Source organism: Nereida sp. MMG025 (assembly GCF_021654165.1).
GTDB lineage: Bacteria > Pseudomonadota > Alphaproteobacteria > Rhodobacterales > Rhodobacteraceae > Nereida.
Genome location: NZ_JAKFZN010000003.1, coordinates 134,155 through 151,336 on the forward strand (window position 1 = coordinate 134,155; position 17,182 = coordinate 151,336).

Below are 17,182 nucleotides of genomic sequence, written 5' to 3' on the forward strand. Positions count from 1 at the left end.
CGGTCGGCGAGATTTTGACGCGCGGCGCCAGCGTCTAGAGGTCTATATCGTAGGTGACCCATTCGGTTGCGTCTGCACGATGGTCATAAAATGCGCGTGCACGGGCGTTGTCTTGTGCCGTAATCCAACGAATAACCGTGGCACCGCAGTCTTTTGCAACAGGTTTAAGCGCCTCGATCAAAGCCGCGGCAGCCCCTGTGCCACGTGCCGCTTCACTTACAAAAAGGTCATCAAGATAAAGACCTTTGGACGCCGCCAGCGGACGGGCGAAAGGTCTCACATGGGCGATACCAACCAGCGCACCATCCATGATCGCACACAGGCCACTGACCTCATGATCAGGGTCATTCAGCCAAGACCACACAGTCTCGCGCATCTTCTCGGTCTGATCGACTTCGTAAAAACGGGCATAGGCGGCATAAAGCGCCGACCATTCTGCCTTGTCGCCCTGTTCAATCGCGCGAACGGTGATTTGGCTCATGCGGCTTTATCAAGCTCAAATGCGTCGTGAAGCGCCTGAACGGCCAATTCCATATATTTGCGGTCGATCAATACGCTGATCTTGATCTCAGATGTGGTGATCACCTTGATGTTGATGCCTTCTTCACGCAAGGACGCGAACATCTTTGCCGCCACACCTGCGTGGCTGCGCATGCCGATCCCGACAACACTGACCTTCGCCACATCCGTATCAGCCACAAGATCATGGTAGTTGATCTCTCCGCTGGTTTTGGCCTCTTCCATCGCTTTTTCGGCACGCGCCACCTGATCCACGGGGCACGAGAAGGTCATGTCAGTGCGTCCTTCTTCCGATATGTTCTGGACGATCATATCGACATTCACGCCGGCATCGGCCAGTGGGCCGAAGATGGCAGCGGCGATCCCTGGGCGGTCAGCAACGCTGATCAGGGTCATTTTGGCTTCATCGCGGCTGAAGGCCACGCCCGAAACGGCATTGGATTCCATGAGTTCCTCCTCATCGCAAACAAGCGTGCCTGCGTCATCTGATTGTTCTTCAAAGCTGGATAGGACGCGTAGTTTAACCTTGTAGCGCATCGCCAGTTCAACCGAGCGCGTTTGCAACACTTTTGCGCCTAATGACGCCAATTCCAGCATTTCCTCAAACGCGATCTTGTCGAGCTTGCGGGCCTTGTCGCTGACGCGCGGGTCGGTGGTGTAGACGCCATCGACATCGGTGTAGATATCGCAGCGTTCGGCGTCAAAAGCGGCGGCAAAGGCCACGGCTGTGGTGTCTGATCCGCCGCGCCCAAGGGTCGTGACGCGTCCTTCGGGGCTGACGCCTTGGAAACCCGCCACAACCGCAACCTTCATACCTTCACCAAATTTGGCGTTGATGTTCTCGGTCGGGATATCTTCGATGCGGGCCGACGAATGCGCAGATGTGGTAAGCACTGGCACTTGCCAGCCTTGCCAGCTGCGTGCAGGCACGTCCATTTCCTGCAACGTCAACGCCATAAGGCCCGCTGTTACCAACTCGCCCGATGCTACAACGGCATCATATTCGCGTGCGTCATAAAGGGGCGAGGTTTCGTTGACCCATCCAACCAATTCATTGGTTTTGCCCGACATTGCGCTCACGATCACAATGACGTCGTAGCCTTTGGCCACTTCGACACCGACACGTTTCGCAGCGCGTTTGATACGGTCCAGATTAGCGACAGAGGTGCCGCCGAATTTCATCACCAAGGTGGGCATGATCAGGCCTCTTTTTGCGTTGATGGCCTGTTATGCGATACGCGCGTCTGCTGCAAGCAACACAGTCACGCCTAATTCGTTTTAGTCTTTGGTAAAAAGGGAAGGGGGGCCACAGGAATACCATCGTCGATCAGTTTTTTGGCGTCTTCCAGCTTGGCTTCGCCATAGATTGCACGATCGCTTGTTTCCCCGTCATGCATCTTTCGGGCTTCTTCGGCAAACCGCGGGCCGACGTAGTCCGCGTTTTCTTCAACCTGTTTTCGCATCTCTGCAACGGCTTGTTCAGCGGCTGATCTGGGTTGTGACAGGGGGCCTGCCGCCGGTTTGTCGCGCCCCGCCGCCACACCTGGCGCCATAAGTGACTTGCGCACTTTGGATGATCCGCAAACAGCACAGGCCAAATGGCCTGCCTGTTGCAGCTTTTCAAAACTGGCCGCATCTGCAAACCAGCTTTCAAAGCTGTGGTCTTGATCACATTGCAAGGCGTATTTGATCATTTCTGCCTCAATGGGGTTGGAACGTTCATTTTTCAACGGACCACAGATGGGGCGGCCAAGGGATAACGGCAAGCCTATCCATGCAGGTTTTTGGGATCAAACGCCTTCAGAATTGCGCGCAATTCAGGCTCATGCACCTTGGTTACGGCCTTTTTGATGCTGAACCATTTGCGCCGCCGTTCGTTTTTTTCGGGATAGTCGGACAGCAACCGCGTCACCTTGATTGGATAGACCATGGCGACACAGGGCAAATCCTCCAGATCGCCGCGGTCCTTTTGGTAGGAAAACAGCCCCACGCATTGCGGATAGGCTTTGCCTTCCACGCCTGCTTCCTCAAAAGCCTCTGTCGCGGCGGCATCCATGGGGCTCACACCTTCCATCGGCCAGCCTTTGGGCACGATCCACCGTTTGGTGCGTCGCGATGTGATCAGCAAAACCTGCAATTTGTCGTGCGACACACGGAACGGAAGTGCCGCAAACTGCGTTCTCACATCGGTTTTGTGCTTAACGGGCACCTTCAGGGGAAGTTGTTTCATTGCTCAATGACCATTGCGTTTTAGCCTGCTATTGGCGGGCGTCCGCTTTGTACTATTTTATATGTTTATAAGAACTAAATAGCTGTCTACACTTTGAAATTCAATGTTTTTCAGGTGTTTGGCCTCAGACGGGAGCGCGAAGATATGGAAAGACGAAGTTTCTTGGCAGGGCTGTGCATGGTGGTTCCAAGCCTGTCTTTTGCAGCGCCGCGCCTTCAGTTTTCATCCATTGATGGCGGCCAGATTGATTTTGACGCATGGCAGGGTCGGCCCGTGCTGGTGGTCAATACGGCGTCGCGTTGCGCGTTCACCAAGCAATATGATGCGCTCCAAGCGCTCTATGACAGATACCGCGCCCGCGGTCTGGTTGTGCTGGCGGTGCCATCTCAGGATTTTCGCCAAGAATTGGGCGATAACGCTGCGGTCAAAGAGTTTTGTGAGCTGAACTTCAATCTCGATATGCCCATGACGGAAATCACATCCGTCAAAGGGCCACAGGCGCATCCGTTTTACGCTTGGGTGCGGCAGGAAACGGGCTTTGTGCCGGAGTGGAATTTCAACAAGGTCTTGATTGATCCCGATGGCGCAGTCGCAGCCACGTGGCGGTCCCGCGTGCGCCCACTCTCGGGCGAAATCACCAAAAAAATCGAGGCGATGTTGCCTGCGTGACCTTGTCTGCCCCGCTTTTTCTGGGCTCAGAGATTTATCGCGGCTCAAGTTACGGGGCGTGGCATCCGCTTAGGGTGCCGCGCGTGTCCACCGTGATGGATCTGTCGCGCGCGCTTGGATGGTTGCCGCGCGATCAATACATCACCAGCCCGCGTGCCAAGCCCCAAGCCCTGCATATCTGGCATCGGCCCGACTATGTTGCAGCCCTTGTCAAAGCCGAACAGGACCAACAGGTCAGCGATGAGACGCGGCGCAAATACCATTTGGGCACGCCCTCGAACCCTGTATACCCAGAAGTCTACAGACGCCCTGCGACAGCCGCGGGCGCATCACTTTTGGCGGGTGAATTGCTGAAAGATGGCGGTGTGATCTATTCGCCCGCAGGCGGCACCCATCACGGGTTGCCATCGCGGGCCAACGGGTTTTGCTATCTCAATGATCCGGTGCTGGCGATATTGTCATTGAAGCGCAATGGGGCCGGACGCATCGCTTACGTGGACATAGACGCGCACCACCCTGACGGTGTCGAACATGCGTTTGCCAATGATCGTGATGTTTTGCTTGTCTCCACCCACGAGGTGAACCGCTGGCCGCGCACAGGAGGCATCGATGACAGGGGCCTGGGCAATGTGTTCAACCTGCCGTTGCCGCGCTCGGCCAGCGACACGGATATGCACGCGGCGCTGCAAGAGCTCGTTTTGCCAGCTGTGACGCAGTTCCGCGCGGATGCGATTGTTTTGCAATGTGGTGCTGATGCAGTGGAAGAAGATCCGCAATCAGGCCTGGCCATGTCCAACAACGCGCATTTCGGTGTCGTCAGCGCTTTGATGGGGCTTGCGCCGCGCCTTTTGGTTCTGGGTGGCGGGGGCTATAACCCGTGGTCTGTGGGACGTCTTTGGACAGGTGTCTGGGGGATTTTGAACGGAATAGAGCCGCCAGTGGGCTTGCCGCCAGAGGGCCAAGCCGTACTAAATGCGCTGAAATGGGATGGGCACCGCCGCGCCCGCAATCGCCCGGTCCATTGGGAAACGACCCTGCGTGATCAACCGCATGAGGCCCCATTGCATGAGATGACCCGCGCAGGCCTGACCACTCTGTCGGCGCGGCTTAAAGCGGTGGTCTGACAACCTCGATCAGGCTGTCGAACACATCATCACCCTGGGCCATATGAGCTAGGATCACGCGCGCCAGATCAGCCATTTTTGAGAATTGCGCGGCAGATGTATGCGCCAAAGCATCTGCCAAGTCATCGGCAGTGCGCACCTCGATCGCGGCATGTTCCTTGGCAAGGGCCGCATAAGAGGCGGTAAAGTTTTCCACATGCGGCCCATGCAGGATAGCACTGCCGAAATGCGCAGGCTCAAACGGTGTGTGGCCCCCCTTTTTCACGAAACTGCCGCACACGACGGTCGCGGATGCAAGCTGATACCACATCGCCATGTCGCCCATTGTATCGGCCAGAGTAACTTGCGTATCTGCGCTGCGCTGTTGGCGTTTTGAATGTTGCACAAACGAAAACCGCCCTGTGAGCATGTTGATAATCTCGTCACGCCGGCGCGGATGACGGGGGGCAAGGATCAGATGAAGGTGGGGGTTTTGCGCAGCGGCCTGCGCAAAGGCATCAAGGATAATCTGGTCTTCACCAATGTGGGTTGAGGCGGCCAGAATGGTCTGCCCCCGATCATAAAGCGGGCGCAAGGCCGCAAGATCGGTGGGCGGAGACGGCGGGGTATAAAGCGTTTTGAGGTTAAACACCCGCCTGACAGACGCGGCAGGAACCCCCAAGCTGACAAAACGTGCCTCGCTTGCGCTGTCCTGCGCGCTCAGCCATGTGATGTTGCTCATGATCTCTAACGCAAATTTTGGCAGGCGTTCCCATGTTCGGGCAGAGTTTTCGGACATGCGTGCGCCGACAACCGCGATCGGTAAATGCAATTCTGCGGCTGTCGTAATCCTGTTGGGCCACAGCTCATTTTCCACGATCACCAAAGATTGCAACTGCCACGTTTTGACCAGTCGCTTGATCACCCACCGCAAATCAATGGGGGCAAGTTGCGCCTCTATTTTCGGATCATTCCAGTCCCGCGCCATGTCGCGGCCCGTTATCGAATTGGTGGTGATCAAAAAGCGTGCCGTCGGGCAGGCCTGCTGTATCGCGTCGATCACGGGGCGCGCGGATGTAAGCTCGCCGTTACTTGCGGCATGCAACCAAATGCGCGGGCCGCGTTGGGCAGGGCCAACCAGACCTAGTCGCGCCGTCAGCCCGCCCATACGCAAAATGGCAAGCCCAAGAATAAACGGCGCGGCAAGGCTGATCAGAATTCGGTAGAGCGTCATCCCTCTGGCTTAGGCGGCAAAAGCCGCGCTCACAAGGGGTTAGTGACTCATCAACACAGGCAGCTTGGCCCGAAGCGCGATGTCATGGGTGACCCCCCCAATCAGACCTTCGCGGATGGGGGAATGTTCATATGCGCCCATCACCAAAAGGCTCGCGCCTGTTTTTTCGCAATGATCCACCAACGTATCGGCAATCGGTTGGCGGGTTTTGGGCAGTTCGGTCAGCGTGACATTCACCTCGTGACGGTCCAGAACCATACCCACATCAATGCCAGGCATGCTGTCGGCCAGCGGTGAACGGCCAACAGATACGATCTCAACCTCGGCTTCGGTTTCCAGAATTTGCATGGCATCTGCCAAAGCGCGTGCGGCTGCGCGTCCGCCGTCCCATGCCACGACCGCGCGGCCATCAAAGACACTGCCTTCGTAATTGGCAGGAAAAGTCATCACAGGCCGCCCGCTGTCAAACGCCACACGGTCGGGGTGGATTTCAAGATGGGTCAGTTGATGTTGATCTGCGGCTTCATGCATGCCCAAAACGGTGATATCAAACAGTCGGGCATACCGCGCAACCGTGCGCTGCACCGATCCGCCGCTATCAATCCAATGCAGCTTGTCATCAGGCACGGCTGCGCACGCCTTACGAAATTTTGCCTGCACATCCGCGGTGGGGCTTTCGGCGGCTTCTGTGATGGCCTGTTGGACTTTTTTGGGCATCCACGCGCGGTTTATCTGGCGCGACAGAAACGGATTTCCGTGGGCAAAAAGCCCCGTCAGGTGTGCGCCGAAATACTGCTGCATCAAAACAGCACCAGACAAGGCAGCTTCCGAACCTGGCAGACCGTTATAGGCGACAAGGATGTTTTTAATGCTCATCCGTATAGCCCCGCGCTGCGCCCGCGCAGTTTGATCAGCGCCAGCACCGTGTCGATCGTGGGGGTGGGGGTGTTGGTCACGCGGCCCAGTTCCTGCACAGATCCCACCAGCGCATCAATTTCCATCGGGCGACCTTGATCAAGGTCTTGCAGCATAGAGGTGCGGTGCGCCCCAACAGCCGCCCCCCCGTCAATGCGCCGGTCGACATCGATAGGGAACTTTACGCCAAGCTTTTCTGCGATTTGCTGTGCTTCGACCATCATCGCGCGCGCCACAGGACGGGTGCCTTCGTCGGTGCATAGAACGTCCAAGGTCGCATGTGTGAGCGCCGAGATCGGGTTGAACGACAGGTTTCCCCAAAGTTTTACCCAGATTTCATCGCGCAGCCGTGGCCGCACGGGGGCCTTTAACCCTGCCGCAGAAAGGGCCTTTGACAGGGCCATCGCGCGTTCGGATTTGGAACCACCGGGCTCCCCCAGACTAAAGCGGTTGCCCTCGATGTGTTTGATCACGCCGGGTTCTGGCACCTCTGCTGCGGGATAGACCACGCAGCCAAGCACGCGGTCCGGGCCAAAGCCGTCCCACTGGGCATTGCCCGGATCAACGGTTTCAAGGCGTGTGCCTTCCAGATCAGTCCCGATTTTGTGGAAATACCACCACGGCACACCGTTCACACCACTGACAATCGTTGTGGTGTCGCCAATCAGCGGCTGCATTTTGGGCACGACAGCTGGCACCGAATGGGCTTTGAGTGTGACAATCACATAATCCTGCGGTCCCAGATCGGCAGGGTTGTCGCTGGCTGTGACTTTGACCGTCTGTGGTGCGCCATCCTCTTCAATCAGGGTCAGGCCCCTTTCCTGCATCGCGGCCAGATGCGGCCCGCGCGCGACAAGGCTGACGTCCGCGCCTGCCTGGGCAAGTTTCACGCCCATGTAGCCGCCGATCGCGCCAGCGCCAAACACACAAATTTTCATGGTTCAGACCCCTTCAACCAGCCCAAGCTTTTCGGCCAGACCGATGCGTTGCATTTTGCCTGTCGCCCCTTTGGGGATCTCGTCCATGATGATCACTTTGCGCGGCACTTTGAAATCTGCCATGCGCGCGGTGGCGAAGCTGCGGATGTCCTGTTCGGATGCGCTTGCGCCTTCGGTCAGCACAACCGCGGCGGCCACTTCTTCGCCCAGTTTAGGGTGGGGCAGGGCAAAGGTGACGACCTGCGCGATTTCAGGGTGATCAAGCAGCACGCCATCAACTTCGAGCGGGCTGATCTTTTCGCCGCCGCGGTTGATGATTTCTTTCAGGCGACCTGTCAGGTGCAAATAGCCGTCATCATCAAACGCACCTTGATCGCCCGTGCGGAACCAGCGCGCGCCTTCGGCTTCAAAGAAGTTCTTGGCGTTGGCATCAGGGTTGCCTTCATAGCCCGGGGTGACATTGGGGCCGCTGATCACAACCTCGCCAGTGCCGTCGATCAGGTGGTTTTCGGTCTCATGAGCGATGCGCATTGCGGGGCCTGCGGGCACGCCGACAGCACCGGGTTTCTGTGTGCCCACGCCAAGCGGGTTGCAGGCCATCTGGTGGGCGGCTTCGGTCATGCCATAGGCCTCGACAACGGGGGCGCCGAAGGTCTCTTGCAATTGCACCATCACTTGCGCAGGCAGAGAGGCCGAGGACGACCGCAGGAAGCGCAGATTTGCGGCTTCAATCACATCGGCATTGCGCGACGCACGGCTGAGGATTGCTTGGTGCATGGTGGGCACAGCGGTAAACCACGTGGGCTGCGCTTCTTTCATCCAGCTAAAGAACTTCAGCGCGTCAAATCCCGGTGCGCACCAGATTGAACCACCCGCCGAAAGAGAGGCCGCAACAGCCGCGATCAGCCCGTGAATGTGAAAAAGTGGCATGACATTCATGCAGCGGTCATCGCTGGTCAGCTCAAGCGAGGTGCGGATGTGTTGTGCCGACGCCGCAACATTGGACTGCAACAATGGCACGATTTTGGGGCGCGAGGTGGTTCCAGAGGTGTGCAGGATCAACGCCACGTCGTCTGCCGATGGCATGCGTTCGGCGGGCGCCGCGGAAATATCAGAGCGGAGGTTGAAATACCCCGCAGCCGCGCCCTCAGGCACAGTCAGACGAATGATGCCCATGCCAAGTTTCTGGGCTGCGGCAAGGGCAGGGCCGTCATATCCGTCTTCGACCAGCAGCGCCTTGGCCTTCAGGTCCTCAAGGTAGAAGGCGTATTCTTCCTCGCGGTAGGCGGGGTTCAGGGGGGCGGTGGTGGCAGCTTGGGCCACGGTGACAAAGGCTGTGGCCATTTCGGGACCGTTGGGCAAAACGATGGCCACGCGGTGCGATGCGTCGATCCCCATGCCATTCAGGCTGGTGGCAACTTCGCTGGCCAGTCCGCGCAACCCGTCATAGCTGAGCCAGTCTCGGCCCGGGGCGCCGATGGCGGGAAGCTGTCCGTCATGCGCAGCGATCAGCGTTTTTAGCGTGGTTTCCATAGGTCTTGTCCCTTTTATCTTCTTGGTCTTGTTTAATTTGTGGCAGCTGTTCCGCGACCGAACCAGCGTTTGAAGTGTTTGAGCATGGGCAGCAGGAAGAACACCACACTTATCGCGATGAATGCCCCCGACAACGGCCGCTCAACAAAGGCCATGACGTTGCCTTGTTCGGAGATGAGTGTCTGGCGGAAGCTTTTTTCCATCAATGGTCCCAGAACGAGGGCCAGAACAAGGGGCGCCATCGGGTAATCTGCTTTGCGCAGGATGTAGCCAAAGACCCCGAAGCCGACGATGAGCCAGACATCATGCATCTTTTGGCTTGGGGCGAACCCGCCGACGATGCACAGGATAAACACGATTGAACACAGCACAGTGAACGGCATGCGCAACGCCCAGACAAACAAGGGGATCAGCGCGAGGTTCACCAATACGGCTGCCAAGTTTGCCGTGTAAAGAGATGAGATGAGACCCCAGACGAAATCGGGCTGTTCAATGAAGAGCATCGGCCCTGGCACCAACCCCCACATAACCATGCCGCCAAGCAGCAGCGCCGTTGTGGGTGATCCGGGGATACCCAGTGTCAGCATTGGCAAAAGCGAGCCTGTCGAGGCCGCGTTATTGGCGGTTTCGGGGGCAGCCACGCCTTCGATGGCGCCTTTGCCGAACTGGTCGGATTTCTTCGAGGTCAGCTTGGCGATCCCGTAGGCCATGAGTGCCGCGGGCGTGGCACCCGCCGCAGGCAACATCCCCACGAAAAAGCCCATGATGGATCCAAAGCTCATGGTTTTCCAAAGCTTGTTAATCTCTTTGATGCCATACCACAGATCAGTGAAGGTCAGCTTTGCAGGGGTGACTTGGGGGGCGGTTTTTTGGGTTTCGATCGTGTAGAGGATTTCACCGATCCCGTAGATGCCGATGGCAAGGACAAGAAAGCTGATGCCTGAATAAAACCCGGGTTGATCAAAAAAGATCAGGCGCGGTTGGCCCGAAATCAGGTCCAACCCGACGGTTGAAAGCGCCAGACCAAGGCAGATCATGATGATGGTTTTCAATACGTCATCCCCACCCAGACCGACGAAGGTGGTAAAGGCCAAAAGCACCAGCGCGAACTCTTCGGCCGGGCCGAAAGCAAGGGCGACATCTGCAAGTGGGGCGGCAAAAAGTGTAAACAAAATGACCGAGATTGTCCCCCCTACAAAAGAGGCACAGGCCGCAGCGATCAGGGCAAGCCCCGCCTTGCCCTGTTGGGCCATCGGGCGTCCGTCAAAGGTGGTGGCCACCGCGGTGGACGCGCCCGGAATGCCAAGCAGGATAGAACTGACCGCGCCGCCATACATCGCGCCATAGTAGATGGCCGCCAGAAGGATGATCGCAGATGAGGGCGGCACGATGAAGGTGATAGGCAAGACAATGGCCACACCGTTGACCGAGCCAAGGCCCGGCATCGCGCCGATGAACAGGCCCGCCGTAACGCCGATCAAAACGATGAACAGATTTAGCGGGGAAAGTGACGTTGCAAAACCGTCTGCAAGATGTCCGAGCAATTCCATAACGCGATCCTTTTAGAAAAACCGCGCGTAGAGCGGGATGAAATAGGGTTCGGTAAACCCCTTGGGCAACAGGATTTTCAGCGTGACTTCAAAGAAGAAAAACAAAAATGTCGGCGTTGCGATTGTCAGGATCATTGTGAGGGTCCAGCCGTGGTTGCCGAACACCTTGAGATACCAAAAAAGAAAAAGCGGCAGGGCGATATAGGCACCGGCCCAAGGCATCAAAGCCACGGTGACCACCAATGCGATGACCACCAAAACAACAGACCTGAGTGTGTCTTGATCAAAAAACGGCTCGCCCGTGTCGCGGCGTGCTTGCCCGAAAGAGCGCAGAATAATCGCGCCCGCCATCACAAACATAATCGCCGATAGCCAGAACGGGAAAGCCCCGCCGCCTGGCCCGCCTGTCATTCCGTTCCACCCGATTGGCAAAGCGGTGGCATGCCACATAAAATATGCGGAAAGAGCCATGAGGCTCGCAGCGATGATACGGTCGGCGGTCAGCATAGGCACAATCTTTGTCTAAAAAGGTTAATGAGTCGAAAATGGGGCGCACGGTGGTGCCGCGCGCCCCTTTAAGATGCCTTAAGATCAGGAGCTTTCGCCGTCCGCTGTCTTGAGCAGATCCGCGTGCTTTGCGCGCTCATCAAGGAAGTAGCTTTGCAGGTCGTCCCCTGTCAGGAAGTCAGGCATCAGCGCCTTTTCTTGTGTGTAGGTCTGCCATTCTTCCGAGGCGTTCAGTTTTTCGAACATTTCGGTGTAGTATGCCACGGCTTCGGGTGCCATGCCGGCAGGGGCGACAAACGACCGTTGCATCGAGTAAACCAGCTCGTGGCCCAATTCGGTCATTGTGGGTGTATCGGGAAAGACCTCGATGCGGTCAGGTGTGAAGGCCGCGATCGGGCGCAGCTTGCCAGCCTGATAGAACCCAAGCGCTTCGGACGGGTTGTTGACTGAACTGTCAATATGTCCGCCCACAAGGTTTTTGGCGACATCACCGCCCCCTTTGAACGGCACATATGTCACGTCGATGTCAAATTCGTCCTGCAGCATCGCCGTCACAAGGCTGTCTTCCTGCCCTGTGCCCGTGCCGCCCATCTTCCACGACCCACCAGAGGCTTTGACGGCTGCAACGTAGTCATCAAGGGTTTGAATATCGCTGTCGGCGTTCACCCAAAGAACGAATGTGTCCAGCGCCATGCGTGCCACGGGCGTAAATTCTTCGATATTCACGCCGATATCGGTGCGAAGTGGTGTTGTGTAGTAGCTGTTCAAGGTCGCCATAATGGTATGGTTGTCGCCTTGTTTGTCTTTGAGGTAGCGCAGCGCCTCGGCACCCGATCCGCCGCCCTTGTTGACGGGCAGGATTGGCATGGACGACAGGTTTTCCTTTTGAATGATCGACTGGAACAAACGTGCGAGTCTGTCAGCACCGCCACCTTGGCCGGCCATAATCACCATTTCCACAGGTTTTTGTGGCTTCCAGTTTTCTGCAGCGGCGGGCAGGGCCGCTGTCAATGCGAGTGAGGCAGCGGCTGCCATCGCAATCCGTCGTGTAAAGATGTTAGTCATATTCGCTCTCCCTTAGAGATGTTGAGATGCGATACCGCTTCTAACTTTGGCAGTTTTTGCACCTGATGCGATTAACAAGGTAGCAGTGCGTAATAAAATTCTATTTTTTTCGTGTGAAGGTGTTATTTATTACCTTAACAATTCGAATAATTGTAAAGTTGTAAGTAAATGGCAAAAACCCTGATCGGTCCGCAGCTGCGCAGCCTGCGCCAAGCGCACAATCAAACCCAGTCAGACATGGCGCGCAAACTTGGCGTCAGCTCTGCCTATGTGAATTTGTTGGAAAATAATCAGCGAAGTGTGTCGGTTAAGGTGCTGATGGCGCTGAGTGAGGCCTATGGAATTGATGCCCGAGACCTTGTGAAAGACAGCCCCGCATCGCAACTGTCCGAATTGCGCGCGCGGGTGCGCGATCCGATTTTTTCAGGTGACGAACCTGATTTGGTCGAACTACGCGCCGCCCTTGATCATACGCCCAAACTGGTCAGTTTTTTTCTGCAGCTGCACGAAAACCACCACAGCGTTTTGGAAACGATCCGGAAATTCAGTGCGGGCGATGTGCCCGAAGACGTGCAGGACCTGCGCCCCGAATCCGCAATTCACAACTTCTTTCGAGACCACAGCAATCATTTTCCCGTCCTTGAGGATGCGGCTGAAGCGGCGCGCGCTGCGGTTGGCGGGCCGCCCGAAGATCTTTTTTTCAGCCTAAAACGATATCTCAAGCACGCGTTCGGCATCGATGTGGTGGTCGCAGATGTTGACGTGATGGATCAGACCTTGCGCGAGTTTGATCGGCTACAGGGGCGGGTGATGCTGTCCGAGGCGCTTGATCCGGTGAACCGAAACTTTCAACTTGCGCATGTGCTGGCGTTTGTCAGCAGCGGTGAAGCTCTTAATGATCTGGTTGAGGGCGCCAAGATTACCACCGATCAGGGCCGCGAGCGGTGCCGCGTCGAGTTGGCCAATTATTTTGCGGCCGCCTTTTTGATGCCATATGACGCCATCTATCAAATGGCCGAAACCACCCGATATGATATCGACCGTATCGCCACGCATTTCGGGGTTTCGTTTGAGCAGGTCAGCCACCGCCTGACAACGCTGCAACGTAAAGGCGCCAAGGGTGTGCCGTTTTTCTTTTTGCGCATTGATACGGCGGGGAATGTGACGAAACGGTTCAATGCCACATCGTTTGCATTGGCAGAACAGGGGGGCGCCTGTCCTGTGTGGGCCATTCACAGCGCCTTTGCCAACCCCGATGTCATTGTCCCGCAATTTGTTGAAATGCCGGACAATGGCCAGTTCTTTACGGTCAGCCGCACCACCAATCGCCCCGTGGTGTCGCGCCATTCCCAAGCAAGGCGTCTGGTGGTGACACTGGGCTGCGCACGCGAACACGTCCGCCGCATCGGTTATGCCGCGCCTTTCAATCTGGATGATCTGACCGATATCGCAAAAATTGGGATCAACTGTCATATCTGCCCAAGACGGGATTGCAGCCAACGCGCCTACGAGCCACTGCACGTAAGGTTGCCACTAGACGCCAACCGCCGTGGATCAACGCGGTATCAGAGTTAGCGCAAAACCTTGGCCGCGCCGCGTGAATATTGGAAGAGGGTTTTTGGAGGCGAGTACCGGAATCGAACCGGTGTACACGGATTTGCAATCCGCTGCGTCACCACTCCGCCAACTCGCCGCCTTGTGGTTCGAACGGAGTAGCCGATGTGCAAAATGGCTGCAAGTCTTGAAATCACCGCATCAAACACCTGATTTGCGGTTATCGAGGGCGGATGGTCGCGTTTGCGATCTTCGTGTGTTCCAAGCATTGCTCATACCTATGGGCTATGGCACATAGAGCCAAATTCCCTCGCCAGGATACGGAACCACACTTATGAGCGATTATGCCACCCGCCGCCGTATGATGGTCGACACTCAAGTGCGCCCATCTGATGTGACAAAATTCCCCATCATTGATGCAATGTTATCAGTGCCGCGGGAAGACTATGTGCCAGCCGCCAAACGCGAAGCGGCTTACATGGACGGAAATATTGATCTTGGCGACGGGCGGGTGCTGCTTGAGGCGCGCAGCTTTGCCAAACTTCTCGATGCGGTCGTGATTGATGCGGATGATGTTGTTTTGGATGTCGGTTGCGGGTTGGGGTACTCGACCGCTGTGCTGGCGCATATGGCAGCTGTCGTCGTGGGCATTGAGCAAAGTAGCGATGCGGCCGAGGCCGCACAGTCGAACCTTTCGGAAAACGGTGTGGACAATGCTGCGGTCGTTGATGGTCCGCTGGTGGATGGCGCTGCACAGCAAGGCCCGTTTGATGTTATTTTCATCAATGGCGCGGTTGAGGTTTTCCCGCAGTCCCTGACCGATCAGCTGAAAGAAGGTGGTCGTGTCGCTTGCATCATGATGGAAGGTGCGTTGGGGCGTGCGATGGTCGGTCATAAGATTGACGGAGCCATCAACTGGCGGTTTGCGTTTAATGCGACAGCGCCGGTTATTGCCGGCTTTGAGCGGGCGGCTGCGTTTCAGCTTTGACTCGCTAAAAACTATACTAGATAGTCTAGTTCAGAAACGGGCGCGCTTTCTGCGTTCTCTTATATTTTTCGAAAAGGGTGCAAGGAATGATTGCGCAACGTTTGAACCGCCATTTTGCATCCGCAGTGCTGGCGGCAACGCTTTTTGTTGCGCCTGCCGCGCAGGCTGAAACTCTGCGCGATGCGCTTGTCGCGGCCTATAAGCATTCAGGTCTGCTGGATCAACAGCGCGCCGTTTTGCGGGCCGCTGATGAAGGCGTGGCGCAGTCAATGGCGTTGTTGCGTCCTGTGTTCAGCTACACGGCGCAGGTTACGGCCAGTGATGCCTCTGGCTCGTTCAACTGGGGCCGCACGTTTACGCTGAACGGTGAGATCACAGTCTACGACAACGGGCGTTCCAAAATCGCACAAGAGCAAGCCAAGGAACAGGTTTTGGCCGCACGCGAGGCTTTGTTGCGTGCAGAACAGCAGGTTCTGGGCAATGCGATCGCAGCCTATCTGGATGTGCGGACACAGACCCAGTTGGTCGGGCTGCGCCAGGCCAATCTTCGTCTGATTGGTCAGGAGTTGCGTGCCGCCCAAGACCGGTTTGATGTAGGCGAGGTGACCCGCACAGATGTGGCTTTGGCCGAAGCGCGACTGGCCAGCGCACGCGGCCAGTTGGCCGCAGCACAAGGTCAGCTGCAGATTGCGAAAGAAGCCTATGCAAATGCGGTTGGTCGCAGGCCCGGTAACTTGGCACCTGTCGCCGCCGTAAAAGGTTTGCCAAAAAGCAAGTCAGCGGCCGTGCGCATTGCAGAACGTGAAAACCCGCTGGTGCGTGAAGCACAGCGCAACGTTACGGTTCAACAGCTTGGCATCGCACGTGCAGAGGCGGCCCTTGGCTTGACGGGGACGCTGCGTGGGTCACTTGGGACCGACGATGACCAGGACACGACCACGTCACTTAGCCTGTCGCTGAACCAGCCGATCTATTCAGGCGGTCAGCTGTCGTCGCTGATCCGCCAGGCCAAAGCAAACCGTGATGCAGCGGCGGCCAATGTGCATGTCACCCTGCATAACGTGCGCGAAGGTGTCGGCAATGCCTATGCGCAGCTTGCGATTGCGCGTGCCCAGATCGAAGCGACCGACAGGCAGGTGCGTGCGGCCCAAACCGCGTTCAACGGCGTCAGGGAAGAAGCGACATTGGGCGCACGGACGACCCTTGATGTGCTGGATGCAGAACAAGAGCTTTTTGATGCGCGCAACCAACGGATCACCGCACTGATTGCCGAGCGTGAAGCCTCCTACGGCGTGTTGCAGGCGATGGGGTTGTTGACCGCCTCGCATCTGAAACTGGGCATTCGGACATATGATCCGACCGCCTATTACAATCTGGTCAAAGATGGCCCGACAGCCGGATCCAAGCAGGGCCAGCAATTGGACCGCGTTCTGCGATCGCTGAGCCGCGACTAAACCGTTTTGTTAGAATTTGGCCTATCTGTTGTCGGAATCGTTCGGCTGCGTTAACGTGTCGAATAAGAAGGCCAGAGCAGGTAGCCCAGATATGTCCGATCCCGTAAGCAATGTTGACATCGAAGATGTCTTGTCGTCGATCCGTCGGCTTGTGTCAGATGAACATCGCGAGACCGCGCCTGACGAACACGAGGATACGGCTGCGTCCGCCGAAGGATCACAGCCCGAGGAAATTGCGCCTGATCCAGAAGGGGCGCGGCTCCTTCTGACGCCTGCGCTGCGGGTGGATCTTGAACAGACCACCGACCAGCCAACCGAACTGAGTGCTGCCAACGATGATGGCGATACGGGCGTTGCAGACGATCGCTCTGATATGGTCGATACGATGGCGGAACAAACGGACGGCAGTGACGAACCATATGAAGCGCCCGAAGGGGACAGCTTTGAGATTGATCCTGACAAAGATCAAATCATGGAATGGTCAGACATCACCGAAGACGACAATGTAGTGGCCTTCTTTGCCAATTCACCAACCGTCGCAGCTGAGGCGCAAGCCCCTGCGCAAGACACTGACTACGAAGAAGATGCTGAAGTCGCAGTAGATGCGCAGGCTGCATCCGAAAAACCATCGGTGTCGGATGTGTTGATCGAAGAAAGTCAGGTACAGGACGAGATTGAAGCCGATCTTGAAGAAGACGCCGAGAATGCGTTTGACGCGGATGATGACAGCGACGCGGATTTTGAAGACGACAGCCTTTTTGAAGAGGCGGTTCTGGACGAAGACGCGCTGCGCCAGGTGGTCAGCCAGATTGTCCGAGAAGAGCTGCAAGGCGCTTTGGGAGAGCGGATCACCCGCAACGTGCGCAAACTTGTTCGCCGCGAAATCCAGCGCGCCTTGGTCAGTAAAGACCTCGAATAACGCT

At 56.8% G+C, this 17,182-nt stretch carries 17 protein-coding genes and 1 tRNA gene; 6 read left to right on the forward strand and 12 right to left on the reverse strand.

The window, feature by feature from the left end; translation table 11 throughout:
• Positions 1-34: 34 nt before the first annotated feature.
• The 4 genes from L1065_RS09890 to L1065_RS09905 form a co-directional block, all read right to left on the reverse strand.
• Positions 35-481 (reverse strand): GNAT family N-acetyltransferase, encoded by a 447-nt coding sequence (locus L1065_RS09890; RefSeq protein WP_237095316.1) that lies wholly within the window; start codon positions 479-481, stop codon positions 35-37.
• On the reverse strand, positions 478-1,716 hold the full coding sequence (locus L1065_RS09895) for an aspartate kinase (RefSeq protein ID WP_237095317.1): 1,239 nt from the start codon (positions 1,714-1,716) through the stop codon (positions 478-480). Before L1065_RS09895 ends, L1065_RS09890 begins: the two co-directional genes overlap by 4 nt.
• A 71-nt stretch (positions 1,717-1,787) precedes the next feature.
• A complete protein-coding gene (locus L1065_RS09900; protein WP_237095695.1) occupies positions 1,788-2,213 on the reverse strand; it encodes a DUF1178 family protein in 426 nt (141 codons plus the stop codon).
• Positions 2,214-2,287: 74 nt separating this feature from the next.
• Positions 2,288-2,749: an NUDIX hydrolase gene (locus tag L1065_RS09905; RefSeq protein ID WP_237095318.1), complete on the reverse strand. Its 462-nt coding sequence runs from the start codon at positions 2,747-2,749 to the stop codon at positions 2,288-2,290.
• A 144-nt stretch (positions 2,750-2,893) separates the two neighbouring features.
• Between L1065_RS09905 and L1065_RS09910 the strand changes: the two genes are divergently transcribed.
• The gene (locus L1065_RS09910; protein ID WP_370641169.1) at positions 2,894-3,418 is read left to right on the forward strand and encodes a glutathione peroxidase; all 525 of its coding nucleotides are present in this window, start codon (positions 2,894-2,896) and stop codon (positions 3,416-3,418) included.
• Positions 3,415-4,542, forward strand: coding sequence for an acetoin utilization protein AcuC (locus L1065_RS09915; protein ID WP_237095319.1), 1,128 nt, complete (start codon positions 3,415-3,417; stop codon positions 4,540-4,542). The genes L1065_RS09910 and L1065_RS09915 overlap by 4 nt, the downstream gene beginning before the upstream one ends.
• On the opposite strand, the gene L1065_RS09920 is transcribed toward L1065_RS09915, so the two are convergent.
• The 7 genes from L1065_RS09920 to L1065_RS09950 all read right to left on the reverse strand — a co-directional run bounded on the left by L1065_RS09920 (position 4,526) and on the right by L1065_RS09950 (position 12,263).
• On the reverse strand, positions 4,526-5,755 hold the full coding sequence (locus L1065_RS09920) for a 3-deoxy-D-manno-octulosonic acid transferase (protein WP_237095320.1): 1,230 nt from the start codon (positions 5,753-5,755) through the stop codon (positions 4,526-4,528). The genes L1065_RS09915 and L1065_RS09920 overlap by 17 nt on opposite strands.
• A 39-nt stretch (positions 5,756-5,794) precedes the next feature.
• Entirely contained in the window at positions 5,795-6,631 is an 837-nt protein-coding gene (locus tag L1065_RS09925; protein WP_237095321.1) for a universal stress protein, read from the reverse strand.
• Positions 6,628-7,608 carry a 2-dehydropantoate 2-reductase gene (locus L1065_RS09930; protein WP_237095322.1) on the reverse strand — a complete coding sequence of 327 codons (981 nt, stop codon included), beginning with the start codon at positions 7,606-7,608 and terminating at the stop codon, positions 6,628-6,630. The genes L1065_RS09925 and L1065_RS09930 overlap by 4 nt, the downstream gene beginning before the upstream one ends.
• Positions 7,609-7,611: 3 nt before the next feature.
• Positions 7,612-9,141, reverse strand: a complete 1,530-nt coding sequence (locus L1065_RS09935) for an acyl--CoA ligase (protein ID WP_237095323.1) — start codon at positions 9,139-9,141, stop codon at positions 7,612-7,614.
• Between the two features lie 32 nt (positions 9,142-9,173).
• Positions 9,174-10,691, reverse strand: coding sequence for a tripartite tricarboxylate transporter permease (locus tag L1065_RS09940; protein WP_237095324.1), 1,518 nt, complete (start codon positions 10,689-10,691; stop codon positions 9,174-9,176).
• 12 nt (positions 10,692-10,703) lie between these two features.
• Entirely contained in the window at positions 10,704-11,198 is a 495-nt protein-coding gene (locus L1065_RS09945) for a tripartite tricarboxylate transporter TctB family protein (protein ID WP_237095325.1), read from the reverse strand.
• A gap of 84 nt (positions 11,199-11,282) precedes the next feature.
• Positions 11,283-12,263 (reverse strand): tripartite tricarboxylate transporter substrate binding protein, encoded by a 981-nt coding sequence (locus tag L1065_RS09950; RefSeq protein WP_237095326.1) that lies wholly within the window; start codon positions 12,261-12,263, stop codon positions 11,283-11,285.
• 168 nt (positions 12,264-12,431) lie between these two features.
• On the opposite strand from L1065_RS09950, the gene L1065_RS09955 reads away from it, so the two are divergent.
• On the forward strand, positions 12,432-13,838 hold the full coding sequence (locus L1065_RS09955) for a short-chain fatty acyl-CoA regulator family protein (protein ID WP_237095327.1): 1,407 nt from the start codon (positions 12,432-12,434) through the stop codon (positions 13,836-13,838).
• 44 nt (positions 13,839-13,882) lie between these two features.
• Here the strand turns inward: L1065_RS09955 and L1065_RS09960 are convergent.
• Positions 13,883-13,956 (reverse strand) — tRNA-Cys (locus L1065_RS09960).
• Between the two features lie 195 nt (positions 13,957-14,151).
• Between L1065_RS09960 and L1065_RS09965 the strand changes: the two genes are divergently transcribed.
• From L1065_RS09965 to L1065_RS09975, 3 genes are all read left to right on the forward strand, one after another.
• On the forward strand, positions 14,152-14,805 hold the full coding sequence (locus L1065_RS09965; protein ID WP_237095328.1) for a protein-L-isoaspartate O-methyltransferase: 654 nt from the start codon (positions 14,152-14,154) through the stop codon (positions 14,803-14,805).
• A gap of 86 nt (positions 14,806-14,891) precedes the next feature.
• Positions 14,892-16,259, forward strand: coding sequence for a TolC family outer membrane protein (locus L1065_RS09970; RefSeq protein WP_237095329.1), 1,368 nt, complete (start codon positions 14,892-14,894; stop codon positions 16,257-16,259).
• Between the two features lie 91 nt (positions 16,260-16,350).
• Positions 16,351-17,178: a hypothetical protein gene (locus L1065_RS09975; RefSeq protein ID WP_237095330.1), complete on the forward strand. Its 828-nt coding sequence runs from the start codon at positions 16,351-16,353 to the stop codon at positions 17,176-17,178.
• Positions 17,179-17,182 lie beyond the last annotated feature (4 nt).

Bases quoted from the DNA above. Each gene is read 5' to 3' on its own strand.
- L1065_RS09890 (WP_237095316.1), bottom strand. From the start codon at position 481: ATGAGCCAAATCACCGTTCGCGCGATTGAACAGGGCGACAAGGCAGAA.
- L1065_RS09895 (WP_237095317.1), bottom strand. From the start codon at position 1,716: ATGCCCACCTTGGTGATGAAATTCGGCGGCACCTCTGTCGCTAATCTG.
- L1065_RS09900 (WP_237095695.1), bottom strand. From the start codon at position 2,213: ATGATCAAATACGCCTTGCAATGTGATCAAGACCACAGCTTTGAAAGC.
- L1065_RS09905 (WP_237095318.1), bottom strand. From the start codon at position 2,749: ATGAAACAACTTCCCCTGAAGGTGCCCGTTAAGCACAAAACCGATGTG.
- L1065_RS09910 (WP_370641169.1), top strand. From the start codon at position 2,894: ATGGAAAGACGAAGTTTCTTGGCAGGGCTGTGCATGGTGGTTCCAAGC.
- L1065_RS09920 (WP_237095320.1), bottom strand. From the start codon at position 5,755: ATGACGCTCTACCGAATTCTGATCAGCCTTGCCGCGCCGTTTATTCTT.
- L1065_RS09925 (WP_237095321.1), bottom strand. From the start codon at position 6,631: ATGAGCATTAAAAACATCCTTGTCGCCTATAACGGTCTGCCAGGTTCG.
- L1065_RS09930 (WP_237095322.1), bottom strand. From the start codon at position 7,608: ATGAAAATTTGTGTGTTTGGCGCTGGCGCGATCGGCGGCTACATGGGC.
- L1065_RS09935 (WP_237095323.1), bottom strand. From the start codon at position 9,141: ATGGAAACCACGCTAAAAACGCTGATCGCTGCGCATGACGGACAGCTT.
- L1065_RS09940 (WP_237095324.1), bottom strand. From the start codon at position 10,691: ATGGAATTGCTCGGACATCTTGCAGACGGTTTTGCAACGTCACTTTCC.
- L1065_RS09945 (WP_237095325.1), bottom strand. From the start codon at position 11,198: ATGCTGACCGCCGACCGTATCATCGCTGCGAGCCTCATGGCTCTTTCC.
- L1065_RS09950 (WP_237095326.1), bottom strand. From the start codon at position 12,263: ATGACTAACATCTTTACACGACGGATTGCGATGGCAGCCGCTGCCTCA.
- L1065_RS09955 (WP_237095327.1), top strand. From the start codon at position 12,432: ATGGCAAAAACCCTGATCGGTCCGCAGCTGCGCAGCCTGCGCCAAGCG.
- L1065_RS09965 (WP_237095328.1), top strand. From the start codon at position 14,152: ATGAGCGATTATGCCACCCGCCGCCGTATGATGGTCGACACTCAAGTG.
- L1065_RS09970 (WP_237095329.1), top strand. From the start codon at position 14,892: ATGATTGCGCAACGTTTGAACCGCCATTTTGCATCCGCAGTGCTGGCG.
- L1065_RS09975 (WP_237095330.1), top strand. From the start codon at position 16,351: ATGTCCGATCCCGTAAGCAATGTTGACATCGAAGATGTCTTGTCGTCG.